The 15,088-nt window shown below is 71.8% G+C and carries 11 protein-coding genes; 4 read left to right on the forward strand and 7 right to left on the reverse strand.

Features of this window, described 5'->3' with window-relative positions; genetic code table 11:
• The first annotated feature begins 46 nt into the window (after nt 1–46).
• Nucleotides 47–1,573 carry a hypothetical protein gene (locus tag AB1285_RS11895; protein WP_370428345.1) on the forward strand — a complete coding sequence of 509 codons (1,527 nt, stop codon included), beginning with the start codon at nt 47–49 and terminating at the stop codon, nt 1,571–1,573.
• A gap of 209 nt (nt 1,574–1,782) precedes the next feature.
• Here the strand turns inward: AB1285_RS11895 and proC are convergent, their stop codons facing one another.
• Nucleotides 1,783–2,622 (reverse strand): pyrroline-5-carboxylate reductase, encoded by an 840-nt coding sequence (gene proC / locus AB1285_RS11900; protein ID WP_370428346.1) that lies wholly within the window; start codon nt 2,620–2,622, stop codon nt 1,783–1,785.
• A gap of 59 nt (nt 2,623–2,681) precedes the next feature.
• Here proC and AB1285_RS11905 point away from each other — a divergent pair, with 59 nt between their 5' ends.
• On the forward strand, nt 2,682–3,653 hold the full coding sequence (locus AB1285_RS11905; protein WP_187663308.1) for a cation diffusion facilitator family transporter: 972 nt from the start codon (nt 2,682–2,684) through the stop codon (nt 3,651–3,653).
• A 4-nt stretch (nt 3,654–3,657) separates the two neighbouring features.
• Here the strand turns inward: AB1285_RS11905 and AB1285_RS11910 are convergent, their stop codons facing one another.
• A complete protein-coding gene (locus tag AB1285_RS11910) occupies nt 3,658–4,113 on the reverse strand; it encodes a nucleoside deaminase (protein ID WP_259953440.1) in 456 nt (151 codons plus the stop codon).
• Nucleotides 4,114–4,194: 81 nt separating this feature from the next.
• On the opposite strand from AB1285_RS11910, the gene upp reads away from it, so the two are divergent.
• A complete protein-coding gene (gene upp / locus AB1285_RS11915; protein ID WP_025104476.1) occupies nt 4,195–4,827 on the forward strand; it encodes a uracil phosphoribosyltransferase in 633 nt (210 codons plus the stop codon).
• Nucleotides 4,828–4,849: 22 nt separating this feature from the next.
• Here upp and AB1285_RS11920 read toward each other — a convergent pair whose 3' ends face one another.
• The 3 genes from AB1285_RS11920 to nadE form a co-directional block, all read right to left on the reverse strand.
• Complete coding sequence (locus tag AB1285_RS11920; protein WP_370428347.1) at nt 4,850–5,653, reverse strand: GNAT family N-acetyltransferase; 804 nt, start codon at nt 5,651–5,653, stop codon at nt 4,850–4,852.
• Nucleotides 5,650–9,132 carry a TM0106 family RecB-like putative nuclease gene (locus AB1285_RS11925; protein ID WP_370428348.1) on the reverse strand — a complete coding sequence of 1,161 codons (3,483 nt, stop codon included), beginning with the start codon at nt 9,130–9,132 and terminating at the stop codon, nt 5,650–5,652. The genes AB1285_RS11920 and AB1285_RS11925 overlap by 4 nt, the downstream gene beginning before the upstream one ends.
• 87 nt (nt 9,133–9,219) lie before the next feature.
• Nucleotides 9,220–10,038 carry an ammonia-dependent NAD(+) synthetase gene (gene nadE / locus AB1285_RS11930; protein WP_062635667.1) on the reverse strand — a complete coding sequence of 273 codons (819 nt, stop codon included), beginning with the start codon at nt 10,036–10,038 and terminating at the stop codon, nt 9,220–9,222.
• 109 nt (nt 10,039–10,147) lie between these two features.
• Between nadE and AB1285_RS11935 the strand changes: the two genes are divergently transcribed.
• Nucleotides 10,148–10,705 carry a nucleoside phosphorylase gene (locus AB1285_RS11935; protein ID WP_187663303.1) on the forward strand — a complete coding sequence of 186 codons (558 nt, stop codon included), beginning with the start codon at nt 10,148–10,150 and terminating at the stop codon, nt 10,703–10,705.
• Between the two features lie 2 nt (nt 10,706–10,707).
• On the opposite strand, the gene AB1285_RS11940 is transcribed toward AB1285_RS11935, so the two are convergent.
• Nucleotides 10,708–13,701: an AAA family ATPase gene (locus AB1285_RS11940; RefSeq protein WP_370428349.1), complete on the reverse strand. Its 2,994-nt coding sequence runs from the start codon at nt 13,699–13,701 to the stop codon at nt 10,708–10,710.
• Nucleotides 13,701–14,870, reverse strand: a complete 1,170-nt coding sequence (locus tag AB1285_RS11945; RefSeq protein ID WP_259953451.1) for an exonuclease SbcCD subunit D — start codon at nt 14,868–14,870, stop codon at nt 13,701–13,703. Before AB1285_RS11945 ends, AB1285_RS11940 begins: the two co-directional genes overlap by 1 nt.
• Between the last annotated feature and the right edge of the window lie 218 nt (nt 14,871–15,088).

A 15,088-nucleotide genomic window follows, 5' to 3' on the forward strand; every position in this document is an offset into this window, starting at 1 on the left:
CCTGCGGCTGCGACAGCTCGGACATCAGCTCAGGCGGAACCCCTGGATGATCGTGACCCTCGCGATCGTGGGTCTCATCGCGCTGAGCATGCTCGGGCTGCTCACTGTCGGGCTGATCGCCCTGCGGGTGGGAGCTCCCGACGCCGCCGTGACCGCGATGGTCCTCACGGGTGCCATCGTCGTGCTCGGGTGGTGGATCGGGTCGATCCTCGTCAGTGCGGACGACTCGCTGGCACCCGAGCGCTTCGCCCTGCTCCCGGTGACCGCCCGCACCCTCCTGCCCGGACTGGTCGTGGCGGGGACGACGACGATCGGCGGCATCGGCACCGCGCTGGCCCTGCTGTTGATGCTCGTGGGGTGGTCGGTCAGCGTTCCGGCGCTCCTCGTCGCGATGCTCATGATCCCGGTGGCCCTGGCGACGTGCGTGCTCGGCGCCCGCGTCGTCAGCGGGCTGCTCGCGGGGTGGCTCGCCCGTCGGCGGACGCGCGACCTCGTCCTCACCCTCGGCGTCGTGCTGCTGGCCTCCTCCGGCCTCCTCCTGAACATCGGGCTGCAGGCGCTGTCGACCGTGCGCGACGTCGGCGGCGCCTTCACGACGGTCGCCGAGATCGCCGCGTGGACGCCGGTGGCGGCCGTCTTCGGGGTCCCGGCCGCCGTGGCCCAGGGCGACGTGCTCACCGCTCTCCTGCGACTGCTCGTCGCCGCCGGCACCCTCGTCGTCTTCTGGGTCGCCGCGCGACGGATGCTCGATGCCCGCCTGGTCGCGCCGCTGCAGTCGAGCGGCGGCGGACGCGTGCGCTCGGGCGGCCTGCTCGACCGCCTGCTCCCCGCGGGCCCCGTCGGTGCCATCGCGGGACGGACGCTCCGTTACTTCCGCCGCGATCCGCGTCAGGTCGTCAACATCGTGATGCTCCTGCTGCTCCCGGCGATCTTCCTCGGACTCGCGCTCATGAACGGACTGCAGCAGGACAGTGCCGGCTTCGCGCCCGCGATCACCCTCATTCCGGCGATCAACGCCCTGTTGGCCGGCAGCATCGTGCAGATGGCGATCGCCTACGACAACGATGCCGTCGCGCTGCACATCCTCACGGGCGTGAGCGGCACGGCCGACCGCGCCGGACGGCTGCTCGGATTCGCGCTGATCGCGGTGCCGATCACGGTCCTCCTCTGCGTCGCGAGCTGCCTGCTGGCCGGGCGTGCGGATCTGCTTCCGGGCAGCCTGGGCGCCGCTCTCGGGCTCATGGCGGTGTCGGCGGGAGCGGGGTCCTGGGTGGGGGCGTTCCTGCCGGGACGTGCTCCGGCACCCGAGGCCAACCCGTTCGGACGCGGCTCCTCCGGCGGCGCGCAGTCCTTCCTCGCGATGCTCATCATGTCCCCGATCACGCTGCTGCTCGGCGGCCCCGCCCTCGGCTTCGCGATCGCGTCGATCTGGATCCCGCCCCTGGGCTGGGCGAGCCTCGCGGCCGCCGTCGTCCTCGGGGGCGCGGCCCTCTGGGGCGGCACGGTGCTCGGCGGTCACGTCCTGCAACGGCGCTGGCCCGAGGTGCTCACCGAGGTCGCCAGCGACGCCTAGCCGCACGACACCTCGCCCGCAACAGGCACTCGCGCGGGTTCAGGCTCCAGGAGTGCTGGCTGCCTGAACTCGCGTGGTCGCCTGCTCCCCCGCCGCCCTCGCCACAACAGGCGCTCGCGCGGGTTCAGGCTCCAGGAGTGCTGGCTGCCTGAACTCGCGTGAAAGCCTGCCTTCGCGGGGTGGAAGCGCGCGAGAACAGGCAGGCGGGATCAGGCGCCGGCGGCGAGCTCCTTCGCGCGAGCGAGGGCGGCGGCAGCAGCGGCGGCGAAGGTGTCGGACAGGTGCGCGTCCTGGAGCACGGCGACCGCGCGCTCCGTCGTCCCCTTCGGGCTCGTCACCCGGCGGCGCAGCTCGGCGGGGTCCTCCCCCGTCGAATCCAGCAGCGCGGTCGCGCCGATGAAGGTCTGCTCGGCCAGCAGACGGGCGTCGGCGTCGGAGAAGCCCATCCCCCGCGCAGCCTCGGTGAACTGTTCGATGAGGAGGAAGACGTACGCGGGACCGGAGCCGGAGATCGTCGAGAGCGCATCGATCTGCGACTCGGGGACCTCCACCACCGCGCCCACCGTCTCGAACAGACGACGCACGAGCGCGAGGTCGTCGGGTGTCGCCGCGGCGCCGGCCGCGAGCCCGGTGACCCCCTTGCGGATCGTCGACGGGGTGTTCGGCATGGAGCGGATGACGCGGGCCTCCGGGCCGAGGACATCCGCGAAGGTCTGCAGCGTGACACCCGCGGCGAGGCTCACCACGACGGTCTCCGCGGCCAGGTGCGGAGCGATCTCGCGGAGGAGGTCGGGGACCATCGCCGGCTTCACCCCGACCAGGACCACCCGTGCGCCGGCCACGGCCTCGGCGTTCCCCTCCGGCCGCTCGGACAGCGCGATGCTCGTGACGCCGTCGAGACCCGCGAACGCCGCCGCCTTCTCCGGCGTGCGGTTCGTGGCCGTGATCCCTCCCTGCACGGGGACGCCCGAGGCGAGCACGCCGCGGAGGATCGCTCCCCCCATCGATCCGGCACCGAGGAACGCGAGGGACGGGAGCGCATCAGCCATGTCGTCATCCTACGGCGGGCGCTCCTGTGGCGGCCGGGTTGCCGTCCTAGACTCGTCGCATGAGTGCATCCGGAGGCAGCAAGGCCATCGTCGCGGCGTTCCTGGCGAACCTGGGCATCGCCCTCGCGAAGTTCCTCGCGTGGGCTCTCTCCGGCTCGGCATCGATGCTCGCGGAGGCGATCCACTCCGTCGCCGACTCCGGCAACCAGCTGCTGCTGATGCTCGGCGGGCGCAAGGCGAAGCGCCATGCGGACCGCTCGCACCCGTTCGGCTACGGCCGCGAGCGCTACGTCTACGCCTTCGTCGTGTCGATCATCCTCTTCTCCGTCGGCGGGCTGTTCGCGATCTACGAGGGTGTGGACAAGCTGACCCATCCGCATGAGATCGATCAGACCTGGTGGTGGCTCCCCCTCGTCGTGCTGTTCATCGCGATCGGCCTGGAGTCGTTCTCGCTGCGCACCGCCGTGCGCGAGAGCAACGTCGTGCGCGAGAAGGGGCAGTCGTGGTTCTCCTTCGTGCGACGGTCCAAGGCGCCGGAGCTCCCCGTCGTCCTCCTCGAGGACGTGGGTGCCCTCACCGGACTCACCTTCGCCCTGCTCGGCGTCGGTCTCACGCTGCTCACCGGCAACCCCGTCTTCGACGCCCTCGGCACGGTGATGATCGGCGTCCTGCTCGTGCTCATCGCGATCGTGCTGGGTGTGGAGACCAAGAGCCTGCTCGTCGGCGAGGGAGCGACCCCCGCCGACTACGACCGGATCGTGGACGCGATCAACGACGGCCCGGAGATCGAGAAGATCATCCACATGAAGACCCTCTACCTGGGGCCCGACGAGCTGATGGTCGCCGCGAAGATCGCGCTCAGCGCCGACAAGCCGCTGCGCGAGGTCGCCGACGACATCGACGAGATCGAGGCTCGCATCCGCGCCGCCGTGCCGGTCGCCCGGGTCGTCTACATCGAGCCGGACGTCTACCGTCCCGCGATCGATCCGGAGCCCTCGACGGACGTCTTCGTCCTCAAGTCCTCGGACTGAGCGTTCAGCGACGGTCCTCGAAGAAGGCCCGGAGCAGCGCGATGGACGCGTGCTCGTCCACGCCGCCGATCACCTCGGCGCGGTAGGGCAGGCGCCGGTCGCGCAGCACGTCGTACATCGATCCGGCCGCTCCCGCCTTGTCATCCCACGCGCCGAAGACCACGCGGCCGATGCGTGCCTGCAGGATCGCGCCGGCGCACATCACGCAGGGCTCGAGCGTGACGACGAGCGTGCAGCCGTCGAGATTCCACGATCCCCGGTGCGCCGCCGCAGCGCGGATGGCTTCGATCTCGGCGTGCCCGGTCGGATCGTGCGTGGTCTCGCGGGTGTTCCGTCCTTCCGCCAGGAAATTCCCGTCGGCATCGAGGACGACGGCGCCGACCGGGATCTCCGCGGCGTCCGCGGCCTCGGCGGCGAGCTCGAGGGCACGCTGCATCGCACGGCGGTCGGCGGCGGTCATGCCCCGAGCCTACGTCAGCGCGCGGTGTCCGCCACGGCACCCGATGTCGTGCGCGGACGCGGGGCGCATTAGCCTGTATCCATGCGTGTTCACGTCGCCGACCACCCTCTCATCACCCACAAGCTCTCGGTGCTGCGCGACGCGCGCACCCCGTCGCCGGTCTTCCGCCAGCTGACCGAAGAGCTCGTGACGCTCCTCGCGTACGAGGCGACCCGGAATGTGAAGGTCACTCCGATCGAGATCACGACACCGGTCACCACGACCACGGGCGTGAAGATCTCCGAGCCGCGACCCATCGTCGTCCCCATCCTGCGCGCCGGTCTCGGCATGCTCGAAGGCCTCGTCAAGCTCCTCCCCACCGCGGAGGTCGGTTTCCTCGGCATGGTCCGCGACGAGGAGACCTTCGAGCCGACCACGTACGCCGAGCGGCTTCCGGACGATCTCTCCGACCGCCAGTGCTTCGCGATCGACCCGATGCTGGCGACGGGCGGCTCGCTCGCCGCCGCGATCCAGTTCCTGTTCGATCGCGGTGCGAAGGACGTCACCGCGATCTGCCTGCTCGGCACTCCGGAGGGTGTGGCGGCGATCGAGGCGATGGCCGGCGACCGTGACGTGACCCTCGTCCTCGGAGCGCTCGACGAGCGCCTCGACGAGAAGGGGTACATCGTGCCCGGTCTTGGCGACGCGGGAGACCGGCTGTACGGCACCGTCTGAGGCCGTCGCCGCCGCTCCCACGTCAGAGGGCCAGGCGGTAGCCGCGTTCGTCGCCGTAGCGCGTGAAGCCGGCTCTCGCGAGGATCGGCGCCGATGTCGAGACACGGCCCTTGACGAGCGCAGTCCTCGCACCGCGCGCGGCGCTCTGCCGCAGGCGTTCCGCGAGGACCGCTCGATAGACGCCGCGACCACGATCGGCCTCGAGCGTCGCCGCTCCCCAGAGTCGAGTGAACCCGTCGACGATGGTGCATCCGCCCGTGCTCACCGCGCGTCCGTCGATGCGCCCGAGCACCCGGAAACCGGTACCGGCATCGAGAGCCTCGGTCAGCTCGGCGAACTCGGCACGCAGACCGTCGTCGTCGAGGGGCTGCTGCTCCCAGACCGGAACGTTGATCGCATCGACCTCGCGGAGCTGATCCACGGCCCGCACGACCTCGGCGGAGACCCCGGGCGTCACGTCGACCGCGGCTCCACTGGTCGGACGCGCGAACACGGTGACGGTGTCGAAGTGCACGGCACCGCGGCGTCGGAGCTCCTCTTCGAGGTCGGGGTCGTCGGCGGGATTCGTCCAGAACGTGAACACGCTCTCGCCCCAGGCTCTGGTGCGCTCCAGCGCCCCGTCCAGCACCTCGGCGGCGGGGCGCGCGGACGTCACCTGCGAGCCGCTGACGCCGCCCCCGAACCGCTCCGGGTACCGCACGAGGAGCAGGTCGCCGCGGACATGCTCGCTGCCGCGCGGAAACCAGGCCCACGCGGCGGCGGCACGGAGGATGTCCGCCTCGGTCGGCGTGCCGTCGGCGGCCGGTGCAGGAACCGTCGTCGTCATGAACCCTCCTCCTCCGCGGCCCCCACCAGGCGGGCGAAGGCACTGAGCCGGGCGACGCCCTCGGGCGTGTACGGCAGGTCGTCGAGCAGCGCCGGCGAGTGGATGAGGTAGGCCACGACCTGCGCCCGGGAGATCGCCACGTTGAGCCGGTTCTGCAGCAGCAGGAACTCCGGGCCCCGGGGAGCGTCTCGGCCACTCGACGCCGCGAGCGTCGTGATCGAGACGACGGCCTCCTTGCCCTGGAAGTTGTCGACCGTGCCCACCGGGACGCCGCCGAAACCCGCCGCGGCGAGCGCGTCGTGCACGAGCTGCCGCTGCGCGTTGTACGGCGCCACGACGATGATGTCCTCCGGCGTCAGTGGCCGCACGGTGCCCGCCGCATCGTTGTCGTGGAAGGCGCGGCCCACGAGGTCGCGGACGATGCGCACGACCTCCTCTGCTTCCTCCGGCGACTGGGTCGCGTTGCCGCGGTGGCGCAGCGGCACCACGTGGAGGCCCGGGTCGATGCCCTCGACCGCGCGCCGCTCGGTACCGGGGGCGGAGGCGAGCTTCCCGGCATAGGCGAGCTTCGACACCGGAGCCGCGACGTGCGGGTGCATCCGCCAGGAGCGCGCGAGGAAGTAGCCGTACTCCGGGCGCACGACGGGGTCGCCGTCCATCACCCAGCCGAGCGCGGACGTGTCCACCGGCTCCGGGTGGGCGCCCTGGCTGACCTGAGGCAGCTGCTGCGGGTCGCCGAGGAGGAGGAGCCTCTGCGCGCCCGTGGCGACCGCGATCGTCGAGGCGAGCGAGAACTGTCCCGCCTCGTCGATCACGAGCAGGTCGAGCTCTCCCCTGGCCACCCGCTGCGTGTTGCTGAAGTCCCAGGCGGTACCGCCCACGACGGCGCCCCCGTCTGCGTGCTCCGCGAGGAAGGCGGCCATGCCGGTCTTCGGGATCACCGTGTACCCGGGATCGGCGTTCGCGTCCTTGGGGCACTTCGCCACCTGACCCGGGGCGACACCGTCGGCGACGACGCGCTCCAGCAGCGTCTCGATGATCGCGTGGGACTGCGCGACGACGCCGATCCGGAAGCCGTGCTCGTTGACGAGCCGGGCGATCACCTGGGAGCCCGTGTAGGTCTTCCCCGTGCCTGGAGGCCCCTGTACGGCGAGATAGCTGCGGTCGAGGTCGAGGACTCCGCGGACGATCGCGTCGATCGGGTCGTCGCCGGCGGCCGGGAGCGCGTTCCCCGACACGGTGCGCGGAGGGAGGCGGCGGAGGATGTCGGTCGCCGCGTCCTGGGGGAAGTCCGGAGCGGCCGCGTGCACCGCATCGGCCCATTCGTCGATCGCCTGCTGCAGCGACACCACCCGTGGCGGCGCGGCGGGGGTGAGGGCGACGGGGAGGTCATCCCAGGTCTGCCCCTGGACCGCGGACTCCGCCACGAGATAGCCGTCGTCCAGCACCTCGACGACCGTGACCCCGTGCGGCACGTGCACCGCGCGCGACGGGACATCGGTGTCGAACGGCGCCGGGACGTCGTAGAGCGCGAACGGCTGGGCGCCCGGACCGAGCGTCGTGCCAGGGGACACCTCGCCGCGGATCTCCAGCTCGCGCGACAGGACTCTGCGGCCCTCGCCGATGCTCCAGTCCCGGCGGACCCGCGAGCGGGTCGCATCGACCTTCACCACATCGCGGGTGCCGTCCCACATCGTGACCGGCTCCCGCAGCCGCTGGAAGTGCGCGACCCAGAAGCTCTTCGCCTCGCGTGGGAAGTAGTCGATGGCGGCCGCCGCGAGCCGGTGCACGAGCCCATCGCCACCGACCTCCACCGCACGCTCCGCGTCGCCGAGCAGCGCGAGCGAACGCGGCGACGGCTCGTAGATGACCTCGTCCGCGTCGTCCGGCGGGGCCGGCGTGACCCCCTCCGCGCGGGCGATGTCGATGAGCCAGTTGCGCAGCCGCCGGGTGGAGACGCAGTCGTAGCGGTTGTAGTCGGCGAGGTCGGCGAGCACCGCGTCGGCCTCGGCCTGCGCCCCCGCTGCCGCGAGCTCCCGCGCCGCGACGTACTGCACGATGGAGTCGTCGCCCTTCTGGACGTCGCTCGTGCGCACGTCCTCCCCCATGTAGAGAGGCTCGAGCTTCTTGATCGAGTAGGACCGCGAACCCACGCGGACGGTGCGCAGCACCAGTGGGTACAGGTCGACGAAGACGCCCTCGCGGAGCAGGCGGTCCACCTCACCCTCGCGCACCCCATGGCGGGCGGCCATCGCGACCAGGTGGGAGGTCTCGTAGGGGGCGTAGTGATAGATGTGCATGCCGGGGTGGGCGGCGCGACGCACCTTCACGAAATCGAGGAAGGTCTCCAGCGCCCGACGCTCCTCCGCGAACGAGTGCGCCCAGAGCGCGGTGTACTGGTCGGCGTTGTCGACCCAGCCGAACAGATAGTCGATGCCCCACTCGGCCTCGCCGTCGGGAGCGGGCTCGGTGTAGAGCGGATCGCCCTCGAAGTCGAAGAAGATGTCCCCGTGGCTGGGCACAGGGAGGGTGTGGATCGCCGCGGCATAGTGCACGTCGTACGTCCCCGCGCCCTCGGCATCCGCCCGCAGCTGCACGCGGGCCTGGGCGCGGAGGTTCTCGAACGTGTCGACGTTCATGCCCTCCGGTGCCTGGGTCGCCGCGGCCAGGTCGTCGATGGTGAGGATCCCGGCGGCGCGCAGACGGGCCCGCTGCACCGGCCGCATGCGGGCCACCATGAGGAGGTCGCGATGGGCCAGCACCTGCTCCTCGCACGTGGCGCAGCGCCCGCAGGCGACCACGCGCAGATCGCCGCGGTCGTCGCCCCACGCGAGCGGCGCCCCGGCCGCGCCGTCGGCCACGGCGCGGTCCGCGATCAGAGCGCGCAGCCGCGCCCGGCGCACGCGGAACAGTGGGAGGAGGTCGTCGACCGCATGCGTGCTGACGCTGTTGTCGCCGTGGATGAGGTCGACCTCGTCCGCACGCGGGATGCCGAGCCGGTCGAGCTGGTCGACATATGCTGCGAGCTGCATGAGTGCGGTCACCCTGGCCTTGCGGGCGAGCTTCGAGTCCTGCACGCGCCAACGCCCGTCCGCATCGCGGCGGAGGAAGTCGGCGAACCCGACGAACTCGTCGGTGGCGAAGGCCGCCTGGAAGACGACCAGCGCGTCCGAGCGCAGAGCGCTCAACGTCTCGTCGACGGCGGCAGCCAGCGCGTCAGGATCGCTCGACGAGACCTTGGCGACCCGATGCACCCGCTCGTCGCCGAGCTCCCGGATGTAGCGCTCGAGCACGTTCTGCTCGTGCACGTCTCCGAGCTGGGCCGCGCGGAGGAGCGTCGCGTCCTCCGGCTCCTCCACCGCGGGGACCCGACCGAGCTTCGCATCGATCGCGCGGGACCAGGCGAACTCGCACTCGGCGGCCGCCTTGAGGTCGCTCGCGCTCCAGATGACCCGCTGCGCCTCTGTGTCGATCCGCACGATTCTCCCGTTCTGTCGGCTGCTTCGACACTATCCGCGGCATCCGACACGGCGAAAAGCGGGCGGTCCCGCGTGAGGCGCCCCGGGTCAACGCCACCAGGTGTCGTCGGGCGTCACGGGCAGATGACGCTTGTGCTGCGTCGCGAGATACCGCGCCTCGATGCGCCCGGCGACCTCGGGGTCGACCTCCCGGCCCTCGAGGAAGTCGTCGATCTGCTCGTACGTCAGCCCGAGCTCGTCCTCGTCGGTGCGCCCCGGCTGGTCGTCGAGGAGGTCGGCCGTCGGCACCTTGAAGGCCAGGCGCTCCGGGGCGTCGAGGAACTGGAGCAGGGCGCGACCCTGTCGCTTCGTGAGCCCGGCGAGCGGGAGGACGTCGGCCGCGCCGTCGCCGAACTTCGTGTAGAAGCCCGTGATGGCTTCGGCGGCATGGTCGGTGCCGATCACGATCAGACCCTCGTGCCCGGCGAGCGCGTACTGGGTGACCATGCGGAGGCGGGCCTTGATGTTCCCGCGGTTGAAGTCGGAGATGTCGCTGGAAACGGCGGACTCGATGTCCTTCTCGACACCCTCGACCCCGTTCTGGATGTTCACCTCGATCGACGAGTCCGGCGCGATGAAGTCCAGCGCGGCCTGCGCGTCGTCGGCGTCGTGCTGCACGCGATAGGGCAGGCGCACCGCGAGGAAGGTCGCCTCCCCGCCCTCGGCACGCACGCGCTCCACCGCGAGCTGGGCGAGGCGCCCCGCGAGCGTCGAGTCCTGTCCGCCGGAGATGCCGAGGACGAAGCCCTTCGCGCCCGTCGTGCGCAGGTAGTCCGCGAGGAAGCCGACGCGACGCTCCACCTCCGCTTCGGGGTCGATGTCGGGCCGGGCGCCCAGGTCTTCCGCGATCTGCTTCTGCAACGACACGTTGTCCTCCGCTCATCGGTTCACTCCAGTATCGCCCTTCCGTGTTTCCTGCGGGTCACGCCACTGCGCCAGGACGCGGTATCCAGCCGCGACCTGAGAGACTGAAGCGGTGAAGCTCCTCGTCGCCGCCCTCGAGTCCGAACTGTCCGCCTTCCCCGAGGAGCTCGACGGCTTCGACCGTCTGGTCACCGGCCCGGGCAAGCTGCCGGCGACGTACGCGCTGACCCGGGCCCTCGACGCGAAGACCTACGACGAGGTCGTCGTCGTCGGCACCGCGGGCTCCATCGAGAAGGGGCGTCCGTACGCGGTGCACGAGATCGCGACGGCGGTGCAGCACGACGTGATCGATCTCGACGGCGTCGTCGGACGGCACGTCTCGCTTCCGCCGCAGGTGACCACGGGCCGCGAGGGCGTCGTGATCGCCACGGGTGACCACTTCGTGAACGACGCCGAGGTCACGGCGGTGATCCGGCCGATGGGCGCCGCACTGGTGGACATGGAGACCTACGCGTACATCTGGGTCGCGGGGCAGTTCGGCGTGCCCATCCGCGCCTTCCGCGCCGTCTCCGACCAAGCCGAGGACGGCGCCCTGGCCGACTTCCGCGAGGCCATCGCCCGATGCAGCATCGAGCTGCGCGAAGTCATCCGCGCCGAATACGGGGTCTGAGCTCAGCGCATCTCGATGACGCTCGGCCCGTTCGGCAGCGCGCGGACGGTGAGCTGAGCCGGGATCTGTTCCTGCATGGCCTCGACGTGGCTGATGACCCCGACCGTGCGCCCGCCCTGCCGGAGTTCGTCGAGCGTGCGCATCGCGACGTCGAGTGTGTCGCCGTCGAGCGAGCCGAATCCCTCATCGATGAAGAGCGTGTCCAGGCGGATGCCGCCGGCGCGGGCCGTCACGACCTCGGCCAGCCCGAGGGCGAGCGCCAGGGACGTGAGGAACGTCTCGCCGCCGGACAGCGACTGTGGCGGGCGGGTCTGCCCGGTGAACGCGTCGGCGACCACGATGCCGAGTCCGGACGCGGCACCGCGTGCCGCCAGGGCATCGGAGTGCTGCAGCCGGTAGCGTCCTTCCGACATGTCGTGGAGGCGGCGGTTCGCGGCGTCGACGATCTCTTCGAGCTCTGCCGCCAGCACGAAGGTCTCCAGCGTCATCTTGCGTGTGTTCGCACCGCGTCCGGCGATGGTGTCGGCGAGGGCCTGGAGCACCTCGAACGCCGCCGCGTCCTCTGCCGTGCGGGCGTGCTCGTCCTTCGCGGCGTCGATGAGGCCGGCCAGCCGCGCAGCGTCGCCCGCCGTCCTCGTGGCCTCGTCGACGGCGGCGGTCCACGCCGCCCTCGCATCGAGCGCTGCCTGCTCGATGGGCGCGAGGTCGATCGGCTCCTCCGGCAGGGTCCGCAGTTCGAGGTCGAAGAGAAGTGCACGCTCCTTCTCCCGCTGCACCGCGTGCGTCGTCACCCGCTCATCGAGCTCCGCCTGCACCGCCGGCGGGCGCAACGCCTCCACGACGGCCGTGACGTCGGGGAACTCGGAGGCATCGAGTGCAACGTCTCTCTCGGCGGCCGCCTCCGTCGCCGCCTGCTGTCTCCGCGCACGTTCGGCCTCGGCGTCCCGGAGGCGTCGGGCCACGGCGAGGTGGGCGGTCGTCTCCGCCGTCCGCTCGGCGACCGACGCGTAGCTCCCTCGCGCCTCGTCGATCGCCCTGCGGGCGTCATCGTCTCGCTGGACCACCAGAGCCAGCTGCTCGCGGGCTGCGGCGAGGGCCGCCTCGTCCTGGACACGGCGGAGCTCCAGGGCGTCCTGCTGCTCGCGGAGCTCGGCGAGGACGACATCGCGTCGCCGCGCGGTCTCGGCGGCGGCAAGGGCTTCCTTCTCCGCGGCAAGGGCGGCATCGAGCTCGGCTCCCGCCGTCTCGACGTCCCGTCCGTCCGCGCGCGCCGTGGCCGCGGCGAGTCGGACCTGCAACGTCGTGCAGGTCGACGCCGCCTGCTGCTCGCGCCGCGCCGCCTCGTCCCTCCGGACCTCCGCAGCCGCGATGTCCTCCGCGGAGACCGTCGCGCCGTGGTCTGCCGGGGCCGGGTGCTCTCGCGCACCGCACACCGGGCAGGGGTGATCGTCGACGAGGGCGGAGGCCAGCTCCCCCGCCATGCCGTCGATCCGGCGCTGCCGCAGGTCAGCGAGAGCCGACTGTGCGGCGGCCTGTGCAGACGTCGCCTCGGCGAGGACCCGCTCGGCGGAGGTGCACTCCTGTTGCAGGGTCTCCGCCTCTACCGCGGCTTCGCGGCGAACGGCCGCGGCGATGCGCACGCTCTCCCATTCCGCGATGCGGTCGGCGAGTCGACGGGCGTCGTCCCGTTCCAGGGTTGCGGCCGCGATCCGCCCGGGGAGGGCAGCGCGCTCCGCCTGCCCGTCCTCGCACCGGCGCTCGGCGGCGACGACAGCCGCTTCCGCCGTCCCGCGCTCGGTGGCGCGGGACGGCGCCTGTGCCTCCAGCGTGACGGCGCGCTCCCAGATCCCGGACTCACGCGTCCGTTCCGCGATCCACGCGTCGAGGTCGTCGGTCTCGACGCCGAGCCGGGCCCAGGCCGCGCGTGCCCGTTCCTCCGTGGCGGCCGCCTCGTCCGCTGCCGCCGCCGCGCGTGTGGCCGCGGCGATCGAGGAACGGAGCACCTCGGCTGCCCGCGCCCTGGCGAGCTCCGCCTTCGCCGCGGCGACCGCCGCTTCCTCGGCATCCAGACGGGCCATCGCCGCGCGGGCACGGTCTCGCTCCTTCTGCGCGCGCTGATCCTCGCGCGCCGCAGCCAGAGCAGCATCGGCGACCTCGAACCGCTTCTCCGCCTCCAGGCGATCGGCGGCGCGCCGTTCCGCCCGATACGCAGCGCGCGCCTGCGCCCGTTCGAGCTCCGCCAGGCGATCGGCGGTCGTGGCGCCAGCGCCCTGCACCTCCGACGCGATGCCGCCCTCGTCGTCACCGCCGTCGCGCCCGAGGTCGGCATCCGCCACCAGGCGCTCCGCTTCGTCCAGCCGCGCGGAGACGGTGGCCAGGCGCGCGCCGAGCCCCTGCTCAGCGTGGCGCCGCCGCTCGTCGAACCGCGCCTGCACGTCTTCGAAACGCTCGGTGCCGAAGAGCCGGCGCAGCAGCGCCTGCCGATCCCTGCTACCCGCGAGGAGGAACTCCGAGAAGCGGTTCTGCGCCAGAAGGATCACCTGCAGGAACTGCTCCCGGCTGAGCTGGAGGATGTCATCGAGCTCGTGCGCCACGTCGACCGCCCGCGCCGCGCGACCCACCCAGCCGTCGTCCGTGAGCTCCTCCAGGGAGACCGCAGCCGCCTGCTTGGTCAGGCCTCCGCCGCGCCGAGCCGGCCGGAGGTACTCGGGCGAACGCGTGACCCGGTAGCGACCGGACGGCGTGCTGAACTCGACGACCACCTCGGAGGGATCGTCCGGTTCGCTGTGATCGCTGCGGAGCCTCTTCTCCCCGCCGTCGTACCGCGGCACCCCGCCGTACAGCCCGAAGCAGACCGCGTCCAGGATGCTCGACTTCCCCGCTCCGGTGCGGCCGGCGATGAGGAAGATCCCGTCGTCGGCGAAGGCGTCGAAGTCCACGGTCTGACGCGCGCGGAACGGCCCGAAACCCTCGACCTCCAGCCGATGCAGCCGCACTAGACGAGGGCTTCCGCGCGGACCCGGTCGTCGAGCACCTCGCGGATCAGCTCGCGTTCGACCTCGGTCGCTCCCTGGCCCGCCCGCACATGCTCGAGGAACGCCTCGATCCGGTCGGCGTCGGTCACCGCGGAGCGCAGCCGCTCGCCGTACGACCGCTCACGCTCCTCCCCGACCGTCGCGGGCTGATGCTGCACCATGGCGCAGTGCGGGTACGCCTCGCGCAGCCGTCGCATGGGTTCGGTCTGCGGTACGGCGTCGGTGTAGACGGCGCACACCCAGGCGTCGGCGTGCGCGGCGATGTTCTCTGCGGAGAGGATCTCCTCGAAGGCGCCGGTCAGGGTGACCAGGCGCCGCGGAACCGGCAGCTCCAGCCACTCGACGCCCGCGAGCCCGTCGGCATCGAGGTCGACGAGCCAGGAGCCGCGCGGCTTGTGCTGCTCGCCGAAGCTGTAGTGCAGCGGAGCGCCGGCGTATCGCACCCGCTCGCTGACCTGCTGACGACCGTGGATATGACCCAGTGCGACGTAGTCGGGGCCGTCGAACGCCCGGAGCGGCACGACGTCGAGGCCGCCCTGTCGCACCTCGCGCTCCAGACCCTCCGTCGGCTCCACCCCCGCGGCGAAGCAGTGGGCGATCGCGATCGACCGACCCGCGTGCTCCTGCATGCCCGCGCGGACGAGGGTCATCGCGTGCGTCATGGTCTGCGCCTGCGTGCGCAGCTGCCGTCCCTCGGCGTCGCCCTCCGGCCAGTGCTGGCGGACGATCGCGGGCTCCAGATACGGGATCCCGAAGAAATGCACCGGACCGTGAGCGTCGTCGATCGTGACGGGGGTACCGACCGCGAGGGGGTCGGTGAGCACGTGGATGCCGTCGCGCAGCAGCCGGGCCTGGAACCCCAGCCGCGCGGCGGAATCGTGGTTCCCGCTGGTGACGACCACCCGTGCACCCGTCTCATGCAGATCGACGAGGGCGTCTCCGAGCAGCGTATAGGCGGCGGCCGAGGGCGTGGCGGAGTCGAACACGTCGCCCGCGACGATCACGACGTCGACCTCGTGCTCCCTGACCTGCGCGGTCAGGGCGGTGAGCACCTCGGCCAGCGCGTCCATGGTCGAGTTGCCATGGAACGTCCGGCCGATGTGCCAGTCCGAGGTGTGCAGGATCCGCATACCCCCACGGTACGAAGCCCCTCGGACATTCCGTCCGAGGCGTGCCGGGACCGCCGTCTCCCGACGGCCGAGGAGAAGGCGGAAGGTCCCCTGACCCACCCTCGTCGCGACGACCGGCACGTGGTGATGCGAGATGCACCGTGCATCTTCACCTGTGCGACGTGCGGGGCTGCGCGATGCGAGATCAGGGCTGCCCTCCGCCCACAGGTGCCGGCTTG

It is taken from the genome of Microbacterium sp. NRRL B-14842, assembly GCF_050470785.1.